This window comes from Serratia entomophila, from assembly GCF_021462285.1.
In the GTDB taxonomy this organism is placed as follows: Bacteria; Pseudomonadota; Gammaproteobacteria; order Enterobacterales; family Enterobacteriaceae; genus Serratia; species Serratia entomophila.
The window spans coordinates 4,573,288-4,591,387 of sequence record NZ_CP082787.1 but is presented as its reverse complement, the minus strand read 5'-3'; the positions used below and the strand labels follow the sequence as shown (position 1 = coordinate 4,591,387).

Annotated in this window: 12 protein-coding genes, 5 tRNA genes, 2 rRNA genes and 1 other RNA gene; 18 read left to right on the top strand and 2 right to left on the bottom strand. The window is 52.9% G+C overall.

The features are described 5' to 3' along the window. The first annotated feature begins 64 nt into the window (after window positions 1-64). The 5 genes from KHA73_RS22010 (at window position 65) to birA (ending at window position 5,902) form a co-directional block, all read left to right on the top strand. A tRNA-Glu gene (locus KHA73_RS22010) sits at window positions 65-140 on the top strand. Window positions 141-374: 234 nt separating this feature from the next. Further along, a 23S ribosomal RNA gene (locus KHA73_RS22005) occupies window positions 375-3,282 on the top strand. 106 nt (window positions 3,283-3,388) lie between these two features. After that, window positions 3,389-3,504: ribosomal RNA gene (gene rrf / locus KHA73_RS22000) — 5S ribosomal RNA — on the top strand. Window positions 3,505-3,905: 401 nt separating this feature from the next. After that, window positions 3,906-4,943 carry a UDP-N-acetylmuramate dehydrogenase gene (gene murB, locus KHA73_RS21995; RefSeq protein ID WP_234586713.1) on the top strand — a complete coding sequence of 346 codons (1,038 nt, stop codon included), beginning with the start codon at window positions 3,906-3,908 and terminating at the stop codon, window positions 4,941-4,943. After that, window positions 4,940-5,902: a bifunctional biotin--[acetyl-CoA-carboxylase] ligase/biotin operon repressor BirA gene (gene birA / locus KHA73_RS21990; protein WP_234586711.1), complete on the top strand. Its 963-nt coding sequence runs from the start codon at window positions 4,940-4,942 to the stop codon at window positions 5,900-5,902. Before murB ends, birA begins: the two co-directional genes overlap by 4 nt. A 42-nt stretch (window positions 5,903-5,944) precedes the next feature. Here birA and coaA read toward each other — a convergent pair whose 3' ends face one another. Both coaA and KHA73_RS21980 read right to left on the bottom strand, forming a co-directional pair. Then, entirely contained in the window at window positions 5,945-6,895 is a 951-nt protein-coding gene (gene coaA / locus KHA73_RS21985) for a type I pantothenate kinase (protein WP_234586709.1), read from the bottom strand. Between the two features lie 220 nt (window positions 6,896-7,115). Beyond that, window positions 7,116-7,664 (bottom strand): GNAT family N-acetyltransferase, encoded by a 549-nt coding sequence (locus KHA73_RS21980; RefSeq protein ID WP_234586707.1) that lies wholly within the window; start codon window positions 7,662-7,664, stop codon window positions 7,116-7,118. 398 nt (window positions 7,665-8,062) lie between these two features. Between KHA73_RS21980 and KHA73_RS21975 the strand changes: the two genes are divergently transcribed. The 13 genes from KHA73_RS21975 (at window position 8,063) to rpoB (ending at window position 18,011) form a co-directional block, all read left to right on the top strand. Then, window positions 8,063-8,138 (top strand) — tRNA-Thr (locus KHA73_RS21975). A 24-nt stretch (window positions 8,139-8,162) separates the two neighbouring features. Continuing rightward, window positions 8,163-8,247, top strand: a tRNA-Tyr gene (locus KHA73_RS21970). Between the two features lie 44 nt (window positions 8,248-8,291). Further along, window positions 8,292-8,407, top strand: a non-coding RNA gene (locus KHA73_RS21965) — RtT sRNA. Window positions 8,408-8,443: 36 nt separating this feature from the next. After that, a tRNA-Gly gene (locus tag KHA73_RS21960) sits at window positions 8,444-8,518 on the top strand. 6 nt (window positions 8,519-8,524) lie between these two features. Next, a tRNA-Thr gene (locus KHA73_RS21955) sits at window positions 8,525-8,600 on the top strand. Window positions 8,601-8,709: 109 nt separating this feature from the next. Next, the gene (gene tuf, locus KHA73_RS21950; protein WP_234586705.1) at window positions 8,710-9,894 is read left to right on the top strand and encodes an elongation factor Tu; all 1,185 of its coding nucleotides are present in this window, start codon (window positions 8,710-8,712) and stop codon (window positions 9,892-9,894) included. Between the two features lie 256 nt (window positions 9,895-10,150). Further along, complete coding sequence (secE, locus tag KHA73_RS21945; RefSeq protein WP_004929916.1) at window positions 10,151-10,534, top strand: preprotein translocase subunit SecE; 384 nt, start codon at window positions 10,151-10,153, stop codon at window positions 10,532-10,534. A gap of 1 nt (window position 10,535) precedes the next feature. Then, on the top strand, window positions 10,536-11,081 hold the full coding sequence (gene nusG, locus KHA73_RS21940; protein WP_004929914.1) for a transcription termination/antitermination protein NusG: 546 nt from the start codon (window positions 10,536-10,538) through the stop codon (window positions 11,079-11,081). Between the two features lie 164 nt (window positions 11,082-11,245). Next, on the top strand, window positions 11,246-11,674 hold the full coding sequence (gene rplK, locus KHA73_RS21935; protein WP_015376316.1) for a 50S ribosomal protein L11: 429 nt from the start codon (window positions 11,246-11,248) through the stop codon (window positions 11,672-11,674). A 3-nt stretch (window positions 11,675-11,677) separates the two neighbouring features. Next, window positions 11,678-12,382: a 50S ribosomal protein L1 gene (gene rplA / locus KHA73_RS21930; protein ID WP_234586704.1), complete on the top strand. Its 705-nt coding sequence runs from the start codon at window positions 11,678-11,680 to the stop codon at window positions 12,380-12,382. 338 nt (window positions 12,383-12,720) lie between these two features. Further along, window positions 12,721-13,218 (top strand): 50S ribosomal protein L10, encoded by a 498-nt coding sequence (gene rplJ / locus KHA73_RS21925; RefSeq protein WP_020828745.1) that lies wholly within the window; start codon window positions 12,721-12,723, stop codon window positions 13,216-13,218. A gap of 65 nt (window positions 13,219-13,283) precedes the next feature. Further along, window positions 13,284-13,649: a 50S ribosomal protein L7/L12 gene (gene rplL / locus KHA73_RS21920; RefSeq protein ID WP_021182158.1), complete on the top strand. Its 366-nt coding sequence runs from the start codon at window positions 13,284-13,286 to the stop codon at window positions 13,647-13,649. A 333-nt stretch (window positions 13,650-13,982) separates the two neighbouring features. Next, on the top strand, window positions 13,983-18,011 hold the full coding sequence (gene rpoB / locus KHA73_RS21915; RefSeq protein ID WP_234586702.1) for a DNA-directed RNA polymerase subunit beta: 4,029 nt from the start codon (window positions 13,983-13,985) through the stop codon (window positions 18,009-18,011). Window positions 18,012-18,100 lie beyond the last annotated feature (89 nt).

Sequence of the window (18,100 nt, the reverse complement as noted above, 5' to 3'; positions counted from 1 at the left end):
GTAATGAGTCTGCGACTCATGCTGATACGAGAAACGGTTAAACCCTGGTTTAATCGGATTTTGTGTCCCCATCGTCTAGAGGCCTAGGACACTGCCCTTTCACGGCTGTAACAGGGGTTCGAATCCCCTTGGGGACGCCATTCCGATAATGAGTGAAAGACATTATCACCGGTTATTCGTAACCTAAAATCTTAAAGATGACTCTTGCGAGTCGTGTTTAAGATATTGCTCTTTAACAATCTGGAACAAGCTGAAAATTGAAACATGACGGCTGAAATTTATCCCTCCGTAGAAGTACTGGGGTAAAGAGTAACCTGTCATAGAGTCTCTCAAATGTTTGCAGCACGAACGATGGAAACATCTTCGGGTTGTGAGGTTAAGTGACTAAGCGTACACGGTGGATGCCTAGGCAGTCAGAGGCGATGAAGGGCGTGCTAATCTGCGAAAAGCGTCGGTAAGGTGATATGAACCGTTATAACCGGCGATACCCGAATGGGGAAACCCAGTGCAATTCGTTGCACTATCGTTAAGTGAATACATAGCTTAACGAGGCGAACCGGGGGAACTGAAACATCTAAGTACCCCGAGGAAAAGAAATCAACCGAGATTCCCCCAGTAGCGGCGAGCGAACGGGGAGGAGCCCAGAACCTGAATCAGTTCTTGTGTTAGTGGAAGCGTCTGGAAAGTCGCGCAGTAAAGGGTGATAGCCCCGTACACTAAAATGCATTGACTGTGAGTTCGATGAGTAGGGCGGGACACGTGACATCCTGTCTGAATATGGGGGGACCATCCTCCAAGGCTAAATACTCCTGACTGACCGATAGTGAACCAGTACCGTGAGGGAAAGGCGAAAAGAACCCCGGCGAGGGGAGTGAAATAGAACCTGAAACCGTGTACGTACAAGCAGTGGGAGCACCTTCGTGGTGTGACTGCGTACCTTTTGTATAATGGGTCAGCGACTTATATTTTGTAGCAAGGTTAACCGTATAGGGGAGCCGTAGGGAAACCGAGTCTTAACTGGGCGATTAGTTGCAAGGTATAGACCCGAAACCCGGTGATCTAGCCATGGGCAGGTTGAAGGTTGGGTAACACTAACTGGAGGACCGAACCGACTAATGTTGAAAAATTAGCGGATGACTTGTGGCTGGGGGTGAAAGGCCAATCAAACCGGGAGATAGCTGGTTCTCCCCGAAAGCTATTTAGGTAGCGCCTCGTGAACTCATCTTCGGGGGTAGAGCACTGTTTCGGCTAGGGGGCCATCCCGGCTTACCAAACCGATGCAAACTCCGAATACCGAAGAATGTTATCACGGGAGACACACGGCGGGTGCTAACGTCCGTCGTGAAGAGGGAAACAACCCAGACCGCCAGCTAAGGTCCCAAAGTCATGGTTAAGTGGGAAACGATGTGGGAAGGCATAGACAGCCAGGATGTTGGCTTAGAAGCAGCCATCATTTAAAGAAAGCGTAATAGCTCACTGGTCGAGTCGGCCTGCGCGGAAGATGTAACGGGGCTAAACCATGCACCGAAGCTGCGGCAGCGACGCTTAGGCGTTGTTGGGTAGGGGAGCGTTCTGTAAGCCGTTGAAGGTGGCCTGTGAGGGTTGCTGGAGGTATCAGAAGTGCGAATGCTGACATAAGTAACGATAAAGCGGGTGAAAAGCCCGCTCGCCGGAAGACCAAGGGTTCCTGTCCAACGTTAATCGGGGCAGGGTGAGTCGACCCCTAAGGCGAGGCCGAAAGGCGTAGTCGATGGGAAACAGGTTAATATTCCTGTACTCGGTGTTACTGCGAAGGGGGGACGGAGAAGGCTAGGCTAGCCGGGCGACGGTTGTCCCGGTTTAAGCGTGTAGGGGGAGTGACCCGGTAAATCCGGTTGCTTATCAACCCTGAGGCGTGATGACGATGCACTACGGTGCAGAAGTAGTTGATGCCAAGCTTCCAGGAAAAGCCTCTAAGCATCAGGTAACACAGAATCGTACCCCAAACCGACACAGGTGGTCAGGTAGAGAATACCAAGGCGCTTGAGAGAACTCGGGTGAAGGAACTAGGCAAAATGGTGCCGTAACTTCGGGAGAAGGCACGCTGGCGCGTAGGTGAAGTCCCTTGCGGATGGAGCTGAAGCCAGTCGCAGATACCAGCTGGCTGCAACTGTTTAATAAAAACACAGCACTGTGCAAACACGAAAGTGGACGTATACGGTGTGACGCCTGCCCGGTGCTGGAAGGTTAATTGATGGGGTCAGCCGCAAGGCGAAGCTCTTGATCGAAGCCCCAGTAAACGGCGGCCGTAACTATAACGGTCCTAAGGTAGCGAAATTCCTTGTCGGGTAAGTTCCGACCTGCACGAATGGCGTAATGATGGCCAGGCTGTCTCCACCCGAGACTCAGTGAAATTGAACTCGCTGTGAAGATGCAGTGTACCCGCGGCAAGACGGAAAGACCCCGTGAACCTTTACTATAGCTTGACACTGAACATTGAGCCTTGATGTGTAGGATAGGTGGGAGGCTTTGAAGCGTGGACGCCAGTCTGCGTGGAGCCAACCTTGAAATACCACCCTTTAATGTTTGATGTTCTAACTCGGCCCCGTAATCCGGGGTGAGGACAGTGTCTGGTGGGTAGTTTGACTGGGGCGGTCTCCTCCCAAAGAGTAACGGAGGAGCACGAAGGTTAGCTAATCACGGTCGGACATCGTGAGGTTAGTGCAAAGGCATAAGCTAGCTTGACTGCGAGAGTGACGGCTCGAGCAGGTACGAAAGTAGGTCTTAGTGATCCGGTGGTTCTGAATGGAAGGGCCATCGCTCAACGGATAAAAGGTACTCCGGGGATAACAGGCTGATACCGCCCAAGAGTTCATATCGACGGCGGTGTTTGGCACCTCGATGTCGGCTCATCACATCCTGGGGCTGAAGTAGGTCCCAAGGGTATGGCTGTTCGCCATTTAAAGTGGTACGCGAGCTGGGTTTAGAACGTCGTGAGACAGTTCGGTCCCTATCTGCCGTGGGCGTTGGAAGATTGAGAGGGGTTGCTCCTAGTACGAGAGGACCGGAGTGAACGCACCACTGGTGTTCGGGTTGTCATGCCAATGGCACTGCCCGGTAGCTAAGTGCGGAAAAGATAAGCGCTGAAAGCATCTAAGCGCGAAACTTGCCTCGAGATGAGTCTTCCCTGGGCCTTTAAGGCCCCTGAAGGAACGTTTAAGACTAAGACGTTGATAGGCTGGGTGTGTAAGTGCAGCGATGCATTGAGCTAACCAGTACTAATGATCCGTGAGGCTTAACCTTACAACACCGAAGGTGTTTTAGAGCAGACGATAGATTTTCAGCGAAGTTCTTAGATTGGTTTCAATGGCGACACGAAAGTGAAGCGGTTGGAATGAAACAGAATTTGCCTGGCGGCAATAGCGCGGTGGTCCCACCTGACCCCATGCCGAACTCAGAAGTGAAACGCCGTAGCGCCGATGGTAGTGTGGGGTCTCCCCATGCGAGAGTAGGACACTGCCAGGCATCAAACAAAGTAAGAAGCCCTGAACGCGAGTTCAGGGCTTTTTGCTGTGCGCGAAAAAGCACAATCTGGCGCAGCTAGGCTGCGCCCCTGTTACTGAATAATCCTTTCGGGAAATATCAGCTCACATATTTATTTACCAACATAAAATGTTTAACGATGGTAAATAAAGTGAAGTATATATATAGCGTAGTTGATAAACTGATTAAGTAATAGATTCTTTGCCTTTCACTCGGGTAAAACCCCACTCCTTATATAAGAACTTGCGGATTAAACAGGAAAAATCTTTATTTCTTCGGGTAATAGTCCGATTAACGCAGCATGAGTTAAAACAAATATTAGCCAGCCGCGTCGAATCGAGTAGACTAGGTGGAAGATTATTTCCGTATGGGTATTGAACGTTATGTCTACTGAAAGTGCGTCTTTAAAAAACCACAATACTTTTGCGCTCCCGGTCAACGCTGCGCATCTGATCATGGCAGATAGAATTGAACTCATGCTCAAGGTCTGGCAACAGACGCGCAAGCGGCAGGAGCCACTGCTGGTGCTCGGCGAAGGCAGTAACGTCCTGTTTCTTGAAGACTTTGCCGGTACGGTTATGATCAATCAGCTGAAAGGCATCGACATCAGAGAAGAGCGGGATGCTTGGCACCTGCATGTTAGTGCGGGTGAAAACTGGCACGATCTGGTGTGCTATACGCTGCAGGCCGGCATTCCCGGCTTGGAGAATCTGGCTTTGATCCCAGGTTTAGCCGGCTCCGCGCCTATTCAGAATATCGGCGCCTACGGTATAGAATTGAAAAGCGTCTGTGAATATGTCGACCTGCTTGATTTCTCTACCGGCGCTATAGACCGCATTCCTGCGGCCGAATGCGGCTTTGGCTACCGGGAAAGCATTTTCAAACATCAGTTCCAGACCGGGCATATCATTGTTGGCCTTGGTCTGCGCCTGAGCAAGCAGTGGCGGCCAATGCTGGAATACGGCGATTTGACCAAGCTGGATCCGGCGACCGTTACATCAGGCCAAATTTTCGATTCCGTCTGTGCAATGCGCCGCAGTAAGCTGCCCGATCCGCGCGAAACCGGCAACGCCGGCAGCTTCTTCAAAAACCCGCTGGTGAGTGCGGAGAAGTCTGCAAAGCTGATCGCCCAGTACCCTGCAATGCCGCACTACCCACAGGCGGATGGCCAGGTTAAGCTGGCTGCCGGCTGGCTGATCGATCAATGTGAGCTGAAAGGTTATCGGATCGGCGGTGCTGCCGTACATCGCCAGCAGGCGTTGGTGCTGGTCAATGTGGATAATGCCGTCAGCGAAGACGTTGTCGCTCTGGCGCGCCACGTGCGCAACACCGTAGCATCTCGCTTTGACGTATGGCTGGAGCCTGAGGTGCGCTTTATCGGCGCATCCGGTGAGCTCAACGCGGTAGAGGCATTGGCATGAAAGATACCAAGGTGCCACTGAAACTGATTTCCCTGCTAGCCGACGGCGGTTTCCACTCCGGGGAACATCTGGGCGAGAAGCTGGGCATGAGCCGAGCGGCAATCAACAAACATATCCAGACTATCCGCGAATGGGGATTGGATGTCTTCACCGTCCCGGGTAAGGGGTATAGCCTCCCTGCTCCTATCCAACTGCTGGAGGCCGAGCGCATTCTCAAGCTGCTGGAAGACAAGCGCGTCACTGTGTTGCCGGTCGTGGATTCCACCAATCAGTACTTGCTGGACCGCATCGGTGAGCTGCAGTCCGGTGACGCCTGCGTTGCCGAGTACCAGCAAGCTGGCCGCGGCCGCCGTGGGCGGCAGTGGATTTCACCTTTCGGCGCCAACCTCTATCTGTCGATGTTCTGGCGTCTAGAGCAAGGGCCTGCAGCGGCAATGGGGCTGAGCCTGGTGATTGGCATCGTGATGGCCGAAGTCTTGCAGCGTCTTGGCGCAGAGGATGTACGGGTTAAATGGCCGAATGACCTGTATCTGAATGACCGTAAGCTGGCGGGCATCCTGGTCGAGCTCACGGGAAAAACCGGTGATGCGGCGCAGCTGGTGATGGGGGCCGGGATCAATCTGGCGATGCGCGATACTAATGCCGGCGCGATTAACCAGGGTTGGATCAACCTGCAGGAAGCGGGGATCAGCATCGATCGCAACGAACTTGCCGCGACCTTGCTTAATGAGCTGCGGCAATCGCTGACGCAGTTTGAAATTGACGGGTTGGTGCCATTTATCGGCCGCTGGCGCGCACTGGATAACTTCAGCGATCGGCCGGTCAAGCTGTTGATTGGTGAACAACAGATCTTCGGCATTGCTCGCGGCATCGATCAGCAGGGCGCATTATTACTCGATCAAGACGGGGTCATTAAACCTTTTATTGGTGGGGAAATATCTTTACGAAGCGCGGAATAATAGTAATAAAAAAGGGAGCTGGTGCCCCCTTTTTTATTCAACTTATTTTCTTAAACGCACGCTGTCCACTGCATGATTGGCGCTTTTGGTCATAATCAGACTGGCGCGCTCGCGCGTTGGTAATATATTTTGTTGTAAATTCAATCCGTTAATTTCATTCCACAGCTGCGTGGCGATGTTGATCGCCTCAGGTTCCGGCAGTTTTGAGTAATTATGGAAATAAGAATCAGGGTTAGAGAATGCACCCTGGCGGAATTTCAGGAAACGGTTGATATACCAGCTTTGCAGCAGTGTTTCCGGCGCATCGACATATATTGAAAAATCAACGAAGTCGGAAACAAATACGCGGTGCGGATCGTGTGGGTAATCCATTCCGCTTTGCAATACGTTGAGCCCCTCCAGAATAAGAATATCCGGCTGCTCGATAACCTTATTGCCTTCAGGCACCACGTCATAAATCAGATGGGAATAAACCGGAGCGGTAACGCGTTTAGCGCCGGACTTCACTTCTGAAACGAACTTCACCAGGCTGTGCATATCGTAAGACTGCGGGAAGCCTTTTTTCTTCATCAGGCCGCGTTCATTCAGCACCTTATTCGGATGCAGGAAACCGTCGGTAGTGATCAGCTCTACGCTGCGATGTTCCGGCCAGCGGCTGAGCAGCGCCTGCAGTAAACGCGCGGTGGTGCTTTTGCCCACGGCTACGCTGCCGGCAATGCCAATGACGTAAGGGATTTTTTGCCCGTCGGTGCCGAGAAATTGCTCGAGTACGGCCTGGCGACGCAGGTTAGAACTGATATAGAAGTTCAGCAGTCGTGACAGCGGCAGGTAAATCTGCGCTACTTCTTCCAAAGAGAGATCTTCGTTAATCCCTTTCAGTTTAACGATCTCTTCTTCCGACAACGTCAGCGGCACCGAATCTCGCAACGCAGCCCATTGGGTACGATCGAACTGAAGGTAAGGCGTCGCCAAAGATTGATCTCTTTTTATCATAAGCCAAATTCTGCCTGTTAACGCAGGTTGGGAAAGGCGCCGGACGCCAACTCCAGATAATAAACAAGCTGCATATTATAGACAGCTTCGTTTTTGGCGTAGACTTTTTTCGCAAAAGTTGTCGATTGGCAGCAGTTTATGTCAATTGTGAGAAGCGGCGCGCAGTTGATTGCAGAGGCGTTGCAAAGCGGTATCACCGGGTGATGATACCGCTCGCCGGCTAGCTGGCGATGGAGCGGGAAGGCTGGTTAACCGCGAACAGCCGCTTGTAATAAATGACCGTCGGATGATAGTAACCATCGGGGGCGGCGGCGTAGTCGGGCAGCTCTCCAAGACAACGGTAGCCGAGAGAACGATACAGCGCTTCCGCGGCGGAACCCGCCTGAGTATCGAGATAGAGCAGGCCGCGATGCTGCTGTAGCGCCGCCTGCTCCAGCATTTTCATCAGCGCCTGGCCGACGCCGTTGCGGCGTGCGCGGCTATGCACCAACAGCTTCTGTACTTCCGCACGGTTGCGGCCGTTGGGTTTCTGGCACAATTCGAGCTGCACGGTGCCGATGACGCCGCGCTCATCCCTGGCGATCCACAGCAACAACTCCCCTTTGGCCAGCGCGGGCCGCAGGCTGTGGAAATAGCTTTCGGCATCTTCATGCGGGATCAGTGTGTCATAGCCGACGGAGGCGCCGTGGGTGACGGCATCGGTCAACAGCCGGGCCAGCTCATCTCGGTAAATGGGTAACGTAGCGGCGTTTATCAGCACAATTTTCATCGGTCATTCCTCCTGGATGAAGGGGGTAATGAAGATAAGCAATAACTGCGCCAGAGCGGCGGAGTGCGCCTGGCGGCGAAAGGGGTGAGGATAGCGTGTAGTTTATGCTCCGGGCGCGGGCCTCTTTCCCTTTTTTGGTGCATCGATCCGGCTCACAGTTTGGCTGGCTGAGTTAGCCGATTTGCGACCGCGGGCACGGAGAAAAGGCGGGTCAACGCTTGCAAAAAGTGAATGAAATTGTACAGAATGATGTCCGCGATTGATGAATGTTTGCACGCTGCAGGCTGTGAATTGCCGGGCAGCATGCAAAATTGACTGATTTATGAGCGAAAGTGCGCGTAACGCAATTTTTTTGTTGCATACCCCGCCAGCTCTACCTAGAATGCGCTGCACTTGATGCCGGCTTAGCTCAGTTGGTAGAGCAACTGACTTGTAATCAGTAGGTCACCAGTTCGATTCCGGTAGCCGGCACCATTCAAGTCACAGTAGTTAAAATCTGGTGGGGTTCCCGAGCGGCCAAAGGGAGCAGACTGTAAATCTGCCGTCACAGACTTCGAAGGTTCGAATCCTTCCCCCACCACCAAATCTTGCCTTCGGCAGCTAACTGAAGCGCGATAACCTCGCGGCGGTTAATGCGGAAGGGGAAGACGAAAGTCTTCGGCAAGGTTCGAGTTGTGCAGCGCTAAGCGCAGCCGGCCCGAAGGATGAGAGCCAAGCGACGAACAATCCTTCTCCATCCCAAAATTCTACAGAAAAATCAGGTAGCCGAGTTCCAGGATGCGGGCATCGTATAATGGCTATTACCTCAGCCTTCCAAGCTGATGATGTGGGTTCGATTCCCACTGCCCGCTCCAAGATGTGCTGATATAGCTCAGTTGGTAGAGCGCACCCTTGGTAAGGGTGAGGTCGGCAGTTCGAATCTGCCTATCAGCACCACTTCTTATTTTCTCGCCCCCTGATTTTCTTTCTGTTCTGGATTCAACGAGCAAATGCTTGGTTGATGTGGTGATACCACCGATTTATCCGTGTCTTAGAGGGACAATCGATGTCTAAAGAAAAGTTTGAACGTACAAAACCGCACGTTAACGTCGGTACTATCGGCCACGTTGACCATGGTAAAACTACCCTGACTGCAGCTATCACTACCGTTCTGGCTAAAACCTACGGTGGTTCTGCACGCGCTTTCGACCAGATCGATAACGCGCCAGAAGAAAAAGCTCGTGGTATCACCATCAACACTTCTCACGTTGAGTATGACACCCCGACTCGCCACTACGCGCACGTTGACTGCCCAGGGCACGCCGACTACGTGAAAAACATGATCACCGGTGCTGCTCAGATGGACGGCGCTATCCTGGTTGTTGCTGCGACTGACGGCCCAATGCCTCAGACCCGTGAGCACATCCTGCTGGGTCGTCAGGTTGGCGTTCCTTTCATCATCGTATTCATGAACAAATGCGACATGGTTGATGATGAAGAGCTGCTGGAACTGGTAGAAATGGAAGTTCGCGAACTGCTGTCCGCTTACGACTTCCCTGGTGATGACCTGCCGGTAATCCGCGGTTCCGCGCTGAAAGCGCTGGAAGGCGAAGCCGAGTGGGAAGCTAAAATCATCGAGCTGGCCGAAGCGCTGGATTCCTACATCCCAGAACCAGAGCGCGCTATCGACAAGCCGTTCCTGCTGCCAATCGAAGACGTATTCTCCATCTCCGGTCGTGGTACCGTTGTTACCGGTCGCGTTGAGCGCGGTATCATCAAAGTTGGCGAAGAAGTTGAAATCGTTGGTATCAAAGACACCGTTAAGTCTACCTGTACCGGCGTTGAAATGTTCCGCAAACTGCTGGACGAAGGCCGTGCCGGTGAGAACGTGGGCGTTCTGCTGCGCGGTATCAAGCGTGAAGACATCGAACGTGGTCAGGTTCTGGCTAAACCAGGTTCCATCAAGCCGCACACTCAGTTCGACTCAGAAGTGTACATCCTGAGCAAAGAAGAAGGTGGTCGTCACACTCCATTCTTCAAAGGCTACCGTCCACAGTTCTACTTCCGTACAACTGACGTGACCGGCACCATCGAACTGCCAGAAGGCGTTGAGATGGTAATGCCAGGCGACAACGTGAACATGAAAGTCACCCTGATCCACCCAATCGCGATGGACGACGGTCTGCGTTTCGCAATCCGTGAAGGCGGCCGTACCGTTGGCGCTGGTGTTGTTGCCAAAGTTATCGCTTAATCGCTGATAACGTTTGACGCGACACGCGGTAAAAGGGCATCATTTGATGCCCTTTTTCTACGCTGTGAACTAGAACCTATCTCATCAGCGATTTTGCAGTCATAATCATTGGTGAGATGGGCTCTTAAACCGTATTGACTGAAATACGTCATAGCGTAAAACACCGAGATGCCGGCGAACGGCATCTGATCGGTTTGGTTTGCCTCGCACTGCGAGGCAAAGTTGTTTGTTCTGAATCATTGTGACAGGTTGGTTTATGAGTGCGAATACCGAGGCTCAAGGGAGCGGGCGCGGCCTGGAAGCGGCTAAGTGGCTGATCGTCGCCGTTCTGTTGGTTGTGGCTATTGTCGGTAACTATTACTACCGTGATTTAAGCCTGCCATTGCGCGCGCTGGCAGTTGTACTGATCATCGCCGTTGCAGGCGCAGTGGCTCTGATGACCACCAAAGGCAAAGCCACCGTCGCGTTTGCTCGCGAAGCGCGTACCGAAGTACGCAAAGTGATTTGGCCAACTCGTCAGGAAACGCTACACACCACGTTGATCGTTGCCGCGGTAACCGCCGTGATGTCACTGATTCTGTGGGGGCTGGATGGTATTCTGGTCCGTCTGGTATCGTTTATTACTGGCCTGAGGTTCTAAAATGTCTGAAGCTCCAAAAAAACGTTGGTACGTCGTTCAGGCGTTTTCCGGTTTTGAAGGTCGCGTAGCGCAATCGCTGCGTGAACATATCAAACTGCACGATATGGAAGAGCTGTTCGGCGAAGTCATGGTGCCTACGGAAGAAGTGGTTGAAATCCGTGGCGGCCAGCGCCGCAAGAGCGAACGTAAATTCTTCCCTGGCTACGTGCTGGTGCAGATGGTGATGAACGACGCGAGCTGGCACCTGGTGCGCAGCGTTCCGCGCGTCATGGGCTTCATCGGCGGTACCTCAGACCGTCCGGCGCCGATCAGCGACAAAGAAGTCGATGCGATTATGAACCGCCTGCAGCAGGTAGGTGATAAGCCGCGTCCGAAAACGCTGTTCGAACCGGGTGAACTGGTTCGCGTTAACGATGGCCCGTTTGCCGACTTCAACGGCGTGGTCGAAGAAGTGGACTACGAGAAGAGCCGCCTGAAAGTGTCCGTTTCCATCTTTGGCCGTGCAACGCCGGTGGAACTGGACTTCAGCCAGGTCGAAAAAGGCTGATCAATTAATCAGCAACGAGCGGCGTTTTGCCACTTGTCAGAGGCGCGAAATTGAACTATAATTTCGCGCCTTTTGTTTTTAGATGCCTTGCTTGATTGCATTAAGCGGGGCGAAACACGGGGAGCCTCTCGCGAGGCGATACTACCCAAACCGAGGAAATTTAAATGGCCAAGAAAGTACAAGCCTACGTCAAGCTGCAGGTTGCAGCCGGTATGGCTAACCCGAGCCCGCCAGTCGGTCCAGCTCTGGGTCAGCAAGGTGTTAACATCATGGAATTCTGTAAGGCATTCAACGCTAAGACTGACAGCGTTGAGAAAGGCCTGCCGATCCCGGTTGTTATTACCGTTTATTCTGATCGCTCCTTCACTTTCGTTACCAAAACCCCGCCGGCAGCAGTTCTGCTGAAAAAAGCGGCTGGTATCAAGTCTGGTTCCGGCAAGCCGAACAAAGACAAAGTAGGTAAAGTGACTCGTGCTCAGGTACGTGAAATCGCAGAAACCAAAGCTGCGGACATGACTGGTTCTGACGTTGAAGCGATGACTCGCTCCATCGAAGGTACTGCTCGTTCCATGGGCCTGGTAGTGGAGGATTAAGAGATGGCTAAGCTGACCAAGCGCATGCGCGTGATCCGTGACAAAGTTGATGCTACTAAACAGTATGACATCACCGAAGCTGTTGCTCTGCTGAAAGAGCTGGCCACCGCTAAATTCGTAGAAAGCGTTGACGTATCCGTTAACCTGGGTATCGACGCTCGTAAATCTGACCAAAACGTTCGTGGCGCTACCGTTCTGCCACACGGCACCGGTCGTTCCGTTCGCGTTGCCGTATTTGCCCAGGGCCCTAACGCTGAAGCAGCTAAAGCTGCTGGCGCAGAGCTGGTAGGTATGGAAGATCTGGCAGACCAGATCAAGAAAGGCGAAATGAACTTCGACGTTGTTATTGCTTCCCCGGATGCAATGCGCGTTGTCGGTCAACTGGGCCAGATCCTGGGTCCACGCGGCCTGATGCCAAACCCGAAAGTGGGTACCGTTACTCCGAACGTTGCTGAAGCAGTGAAAAACGCTAAAGCAGGTCAGGTTCGTTACCGTAACGACAAAAACGGCATCATCCATACCACTATCGGTAAGGTTGATTTCGAGTCAGACAAGCTGAAAGAAAACCTGGAAGCCCTGCTGGTTGCGCTGAAAAAAGCAAAACCATCTCAGGCGAAAGGCGTGTACATCAAGAAAGTTAGCCTCTCCACCACCATGGGTGCTGGCGTTGCTATCGATCAGAGCGGCCTGTCTGCAGCAGCGAACTAATCGCCCTGCGATTATCGCTTTGACTTGGGGCTGAGATTTGTCTAGAATCTTATGCCCCAAGGTTTTGCTATTGGCTTGCCCAAGGCGAAACAACAGAATTTTCGGTTGGAGCCTGGCCTATCCAGGCCTCCGTCCAAGACCGCAGGTGTATCGCAAGGTACTTAATCTTTCCTGCGTAGACGGTGACAGAGCCTAAAGAATTTTTTTCTTTTTTAAAAAGAATGGTCTTTGCTGGATTCTGCTCACCGTGTTTCAGCGCTCGCACCGCGTGTTTCACAAGGTGTTGAGTGAAGTGAGTTCCGGGGATTTTCCCCGGCTAATCCAGGAGCAAAAAGCTAATGGCATTAAATCTTCAAGACAAACAAGCGATTGTTGCTGAAGTCAACGAAGTAGCCAAAGGCGCGCTGTCTGCGGTTGTTGCGGATTCCCGCGGCGTTACCGTTGATAAAATGACTGAACTGCGTAAAGCAGGTCGTGAAGCTGGCGTTTACATGCGTGTTGTTCGCAACACCCTGATGCGTCGCGTAGTTGAAGGCACTCCATTCGAATGCCTGAAAGACACGTTTGTCGGTCCTACCTTGATTGCATTCTCTAACGAACACCCGGGCGCTGCTGCTCGTCTGTTCAAAGAGTTCGCGAAAGCGAATGCAAAATTCGAGGTTAAAGCTGCGGCCTTTGAAGGTGAGCTGATCCCTGCGGCACAAATCGACCGCTTGGCAACTCTGCCTACTTACGATGAAGCAATCGCACGCCTGATGGCAACCATGAAAGAAGCCGCTGCCGGCAAACTGGTTCGCACTCTGGCTGCACTGCGCGATCAGAAAGAAGCGGCATAAGCCACACTCTTTCTTAGCCTTTGCTTACGTATTTAAACTATTTCTGAATTTTAGGAACTTTTGTTATGTCTATCACTAAAGACCAAATTATCGAAGGCGTTGCAGCTCTGTCTGTAATGGAAATCGTTGAACTGATCGCCGCTATGGAAGAGAAGTTCGGTGTTTCTGCTGCTGCTGTAGCTGCAGGTCCTGCTGCTGCTGTTGAAGCTGCTGAAGAAAAAACTGAATTCGACGTTGTACTGAAAGGTATCGGCGCGAACAAAGTTGCAGTAATCAAAGCAGTACGTGGCGCAACTGGCCTGGGTCTGAAAGAAGCTAAAGACCTGGTTGAGTCTGCACCAGCAGCACTGAAAGAAGGCATCAGCAAAGACGACGCTGAAGCACTGAAAAAAGCTCTGGAAGAAGCTGGCGCTGAAGTTGAAGTTAAATAAGCCACTGCTTTCTGAGTGCAGTCTGTTTTAACTAACAGACTGATGGCTGGTGACTTTTTGGTCACCAGCCTTTTTGCGCTGTAGGGCGTCAGTAGAGTTTCACACTGTTTGGCTACTGGCTAACCCCAATATCTTTTTCTATCGACGACTTAATATACTGCCCTCCCTGCCGCAGAGCATCTGCCGCACAGCGCAATGAAATGATTTAAGCGTGATAGAAACGGGTATTGCGGAAAGTGTTCCCGCTTTCCGGTCGACAAAACGGTGTTGCATGAACCGTCCCCTATCCGGACGGACAGATAGGTTCGACTTTCCAGCGAGCTGAGGAACCCTATGGTTTACTCCTATACCGAGAAAAAACGTATTCGTAAGGATTTTGGTAAGCGTCCACAAGTTCTGGACATACCATATCTCCTTTCTATCCAGCTTGACTCGTTCCAGAAGTTCATCGAGCAAGATCCAGAAGGGCAGTACGGCTTAGAAGCCGCCTTCCGTTCTGTTTTCCCTATCCAGAGCTACAGTGGCAATTCGGAGCTGCAATACGTTAGCTACCGTCTTGGTGAGCCGGTCTTCGACGTCAAAGAGTGCCAGATCCGTGGTGTGACGTTCTCTGCACCGCTGCGCGTAAAACTGCGTCTGGTAATCTATGAGCGTGAAGCTCCGGAAGGTACGGTCAAAGACATCAAGGAACAAGAAGTCTATATGGGCGAAATTCCGCTCATGACCGAAAACGGTACCTTTGTGATCAACGGTACTGAGAGGGTTATCGTATCTCAGCTGCACCGTAGTCCTGGCGTATTCTTTGACAGCGATAAGGGTAAAACCCACTCCTCGGGTAAAGTGCTGTACAACGCACGCATCATCCCTTACCGCGGTTCATGGTTGGATTTCGAGTTTGACCCGAAAGACAACCTGTTCGTGCGTATTGACCGCCGCCGCAAACTGCCGGCGACCATCATCCTGCGCGCGCTGAACTACACCACTGAACAGATCCTTGACCTGTTCTTTGACAAAATTGTTTTCGAGATCCGCGATAACAAGCTGCAGATGGAGCTGGTTCCAGAGCGTCTGCGTGGTGAGACCGCTTCGTTCGATATCGAAGCCAACGGCAAGATCTATGTAGAGAAAGGCCGTCGTATCACCGCTCGTCATATCCGTCAGCTCGAAAAAGACGAAATTCACAGTATTGAAGTACCGGTTGAGTACATCGCGGGCAAAGTGGTCGCGAAGGACTATATCGATACCAATACCGGCGAACTGATCTGCGCAGCCAACATGGAGCTGTCGCTGGATCTGCTGGCCAAGCTGAGCCAGTCAGGCCACAAGCGTATCGAAACGCTGTTCACCAACGATCTGGACCACGGTGCGTACATCTCTGAAACCGTGCGTGTCGACCCAACCAACGATCGTCTGAGCGCGCTGGTAGAAATCTACCGCATGATGCGCCCTGGTGAGCCGCCAACGCGCGAAGCCGCCGAAAGCCTGTTCGAGAACCTGTTCTTCTCCGAAGACCGTTACGATCTGTCCGCGGTCGGCCGTATGAAGTTCAACCGTTCTCTGCTGCGCGACGAGATCGAAGGTTCGGGCATCCTGAGCAAAGACGACATCATCGAAGTGATGAAGAAGCTCATCGATATCCGTAACGGTAAAGGCGAAGTGGACGACATCGACCACTTGGGCAACCGTCGTATCCGTTCCGTCGGCGAAATGGCCGAGAACCAGTTCCGTGTAGGTCTGGTGCGCGTTGAGCGTGCGGTGAAAGAACGTCTGTCCCTGGGCGATCTGGATACCCTGATGCCTCAGGACATGATCAACGCCAAGCCGATTTCGGCGGCGGTGAAAGAGTTCTTCGGCTCCAGCCAGCTGTCCCAGTTTATGGACCAGAACAACCCGTTGTCCGAGATCACGCACAAGCGTCGTATCTCCGCACTGGGCCCGGGCGGTCTGACCCGTGAACGCGCCGGCTTTGAAGTTCGAGACGTACACCCGACTCACTACGGTCGCGTGTGCCCAATCGAAACGCCGGAAGGCCCGAACATCGGTCTGATCAACTCCCTGTCCGTGTACGCACAGACTAACGAGTATGGCTTCCTGGAAACCCCGTACCGCCGCGTGCGCGACGGCGTGGTGACCGATGAAATCAACTACCTGTCTGCTATTGAAGAAGGCAACTTCGTTATCGCTCAGGCGAACTCCAACCTGGATGATGACGGCCGCTTCGTAGAAGACCTGGTCACCTGTCGTAGCAAAGGCGAATCAAGCCTGTTCAGCCGCGACCAGGTTGACTATATGGACGTATCCACCCAGCAGGTTGTCTCCGTTGGTGCTTCACTGATTCCATTCCTGGAACACGATGACGCCAACCGTGCATTGATGGGCGCGAACATGCAACGTCAGGCGGTTCCAACCCTGCGCGCTGACAAGCCGCTGGTAGGTACCGGCATGGAACGTGCTGTAGCGGTTGACTCCGGCGTTACCGCCGTGGCCAAACGCGGCGGCGTGATCCAGTACGTGGATGCTTCCCGTATCGTTATCAAAGTTAACGAAGACGAGATGTACCCGGGCGAAGCAGGCATCGACATCTATAACCTGACCAAGTACACCCGTTCTAACCAGAACACCTGCATCAACCAGATGCCGTGTGTGAACCTGGGTGAGCCAATCGAGCGCGGCGACGTGCTGGCGGATGGCCCATCTACGGATCTGGGCGAACTGGCGCTGGGCCAGAACATGCGCGTAGCCTTCATGCCTTGGAACGGCTACAACTTCGAAGACTCCATCCTGGTCTCCGAGCGCGTGGTGCAGGAAGATCGCTTCACCACCATCCACATCCAGGAACTGGCGTGCGTGTCTCGCGACACCAAGCTGGGGCCTGAAGAGATCACCGCCGACATCCCTAACGTGGGTGAAGCAGCGCTCTCCAAACTGGATGAATCCGGTATCGTGTATATCGGTGCTGAAGTGACCGGTGGCGACATTCTGGTTGGTAAGGTCACGCCGAAAGGCGAAACCCAGCTGACGCCGGAAGAGAAGCTGCTGCGTGCGATCTTCGGTGAGAAAGCGTCTGACGTTAAAGACTCTTCTCTGCGCGTACCGAATGGCGTTTCCGGTACGGTTATCGACGTGCAGGTCTTCACCCGCGATGGCGTGGAAAAAGACAAGCGTGCGTTGGAAATCGAAGAGATGCAGCTGAAGCAGGCGAAGAAAGATCTGACTGAAGAACTGCAGATCCTGGAAGCCGGCCTGTTTGCGCGTATCCACGCGGTGCTGGTCGCCGGCGGCGTTGAAGCTGAGAAGCTGAGCAAGCTGCCACGCGATCGCTGGCTGGAACTGGGCCTGACCGACGAAGAGAAGCAAAACCAGCTGGAACAGCTGGCGGAGCAATACGACGAACTGAAATCCGACTTCGAGAAGAAGCTGGAAGCCAAGCGTCGCAAGATCACCCAAGGCGACGATCTGGCACCGGGCGTGCTGAAAATCGTTAAGGTTTATCTGGCCGTTAAACGTCAGATCCAACCGGGTGACAAGATGGCGGGTCGCCACGGTAACAAGGGTGTTATCTCCAAGATCAACCCGATCGAAGATATGCCTTACGATGAAAACGGCACGCCGGTAGACATCGTACTGAACCCGCTGGGCGTACCATCACGTATGAACATCGGTCAGATCCTGGAAACCCACCTGGGTATGGCTGCGAAAGGCATTGGTGAGAAGATCAACCAAATGCTGAAGCAGCAGCAGGAAGTGGCCAAGCTGCGTGAGTTCATCCAGAAGGCCTACGATCTGGGCGACGACGTTTGCCAGAAAGTTGACCTGAACACCTTCACCGACGACGAAGTCCTGCGTCTGGCAGAGAACCTGAAAAAAGGTATGCCGATCGCAACGCCGGTGTTCGATGGTGCGAAAGAGACTGAAATCAAGCAGCTGCTGGAAATGGGCGGGATCCCAACCTCCGGTCAGATTACGCTGTTCGATGGCCGTACCGGTGAGCAGTTCGAGCGCCAGGTAACTGTCGGCTATATGTACATGCTGAAACTGAACCACTTGGTTGACGATAAAATGCACGCCCGTTCAACCGGTTCTTACAGCTTGGTTACTCAGCAGCCTCTGGGTGGTAAAGCGCAGTTCGGTGGTCAACGCTTCGGTGAGATGGAAGTGTGGGCACTGGAAGCATACGGCGCGGCTTATACCCTGCAGGAAATGCTCACCGTTAAGTCGGATGACGTTAACGGCCGTACCAAGATGTACAAAAACATCGTGGATGGCGATCACCGCATGGAACCAGGCATGCCGGAGTCCTTCAACGTACTGTTGAAAGAAATCCGCTCGCTCGGTATCAACATCGAACTGGAAGACGAGTAATCGTCGTTCCGGCTCAGGCTCCCGGCCTTAGGGAGCCTGAGGGTGGTTGTTCAGGTCACACGGGTACCTACTGCGGTTGTGGGTGCCCA

Bases quoted from the DNA above. Each gene is read 5' to 3' on its own strand.
- murB (WP_234586713.1), top strand. From the start codon at position 3,906: ATGTCTACTGAAAGTGCGTCTTTAAAAAACCACAATACTTTTGCGCTC.
- birA (WP_234586711.1), top strand. From the start codon at position 4,940: ATGAAAGATACCAAGGTGCCACTGAAACTGATTTCCCTGCTAGCCGAC.
- coaA (WP_234586709.1), bottom strand. From the start codon at position 6,895: ATGATAAAAAGAGATCAATCTTTGGCGACGCCTTACCTTCAGTTCGAT.
- KHA73_RS21980 (WP_234586707.1), bottom strand. From the start codon at position 7,664: ATGAAAATTGTGCTGATAAACGCCGCTACGTTACCCATTTACCGAGAT.
- tuf (WP_234586705.1), top strand. From the start codon at position 8,710: ATGTCTAAAGAAAAGTTTGAACGTACAAAACCGCACGTTAACGTCGGT.
- secE (WP_004929916.1), top strand. From the start codon at position 10,151: ATGAGTGCGAATACCGAGGCTCAAGGGAGCGGGCGCGGCCTGGAAGCG.
- nusG (WP_004929914.1), top strand. From the start codon at position 10,536: ATGTCTGAAGCTCCAAAAAAACGTTGGTACGTCGTTCAGGCGTTTTCC.
- rplK (WP_015376316.1), top strand. From the start codon at position 11,246: ATGGCCAAGAAAGTACAAGCCTACGTCAAGCTGCAGGTTGCAGCCGGT.
- rplA (WP_234586704.1), top strand. From the start codon at position 11,678: ATGGCTAAGCTGACCAAGCGCATGCGCGTGATCCGTGACAAAGTTGAT.
- rplJ (WP_020828745.1), top strand. From the start codon at position 12,721: ATGGCATTAAATCTTCAAGACAAACAAGCGATTGTTGCTGAAGTCAAC.
- rplL (WP_021182158.1), top strand. From the start codon at position 13,284: ATGTCTATCACTAAAGACCAAATTATCGAAGGCGTTGCAGCTCTGTCT.
- rpoB (WP_234586702.1), top strand. From the start codon at position 13,983: ATGGTTTACTCCTATACCGAGAAAAAACGTATTCGTAAGGATTTTGGT.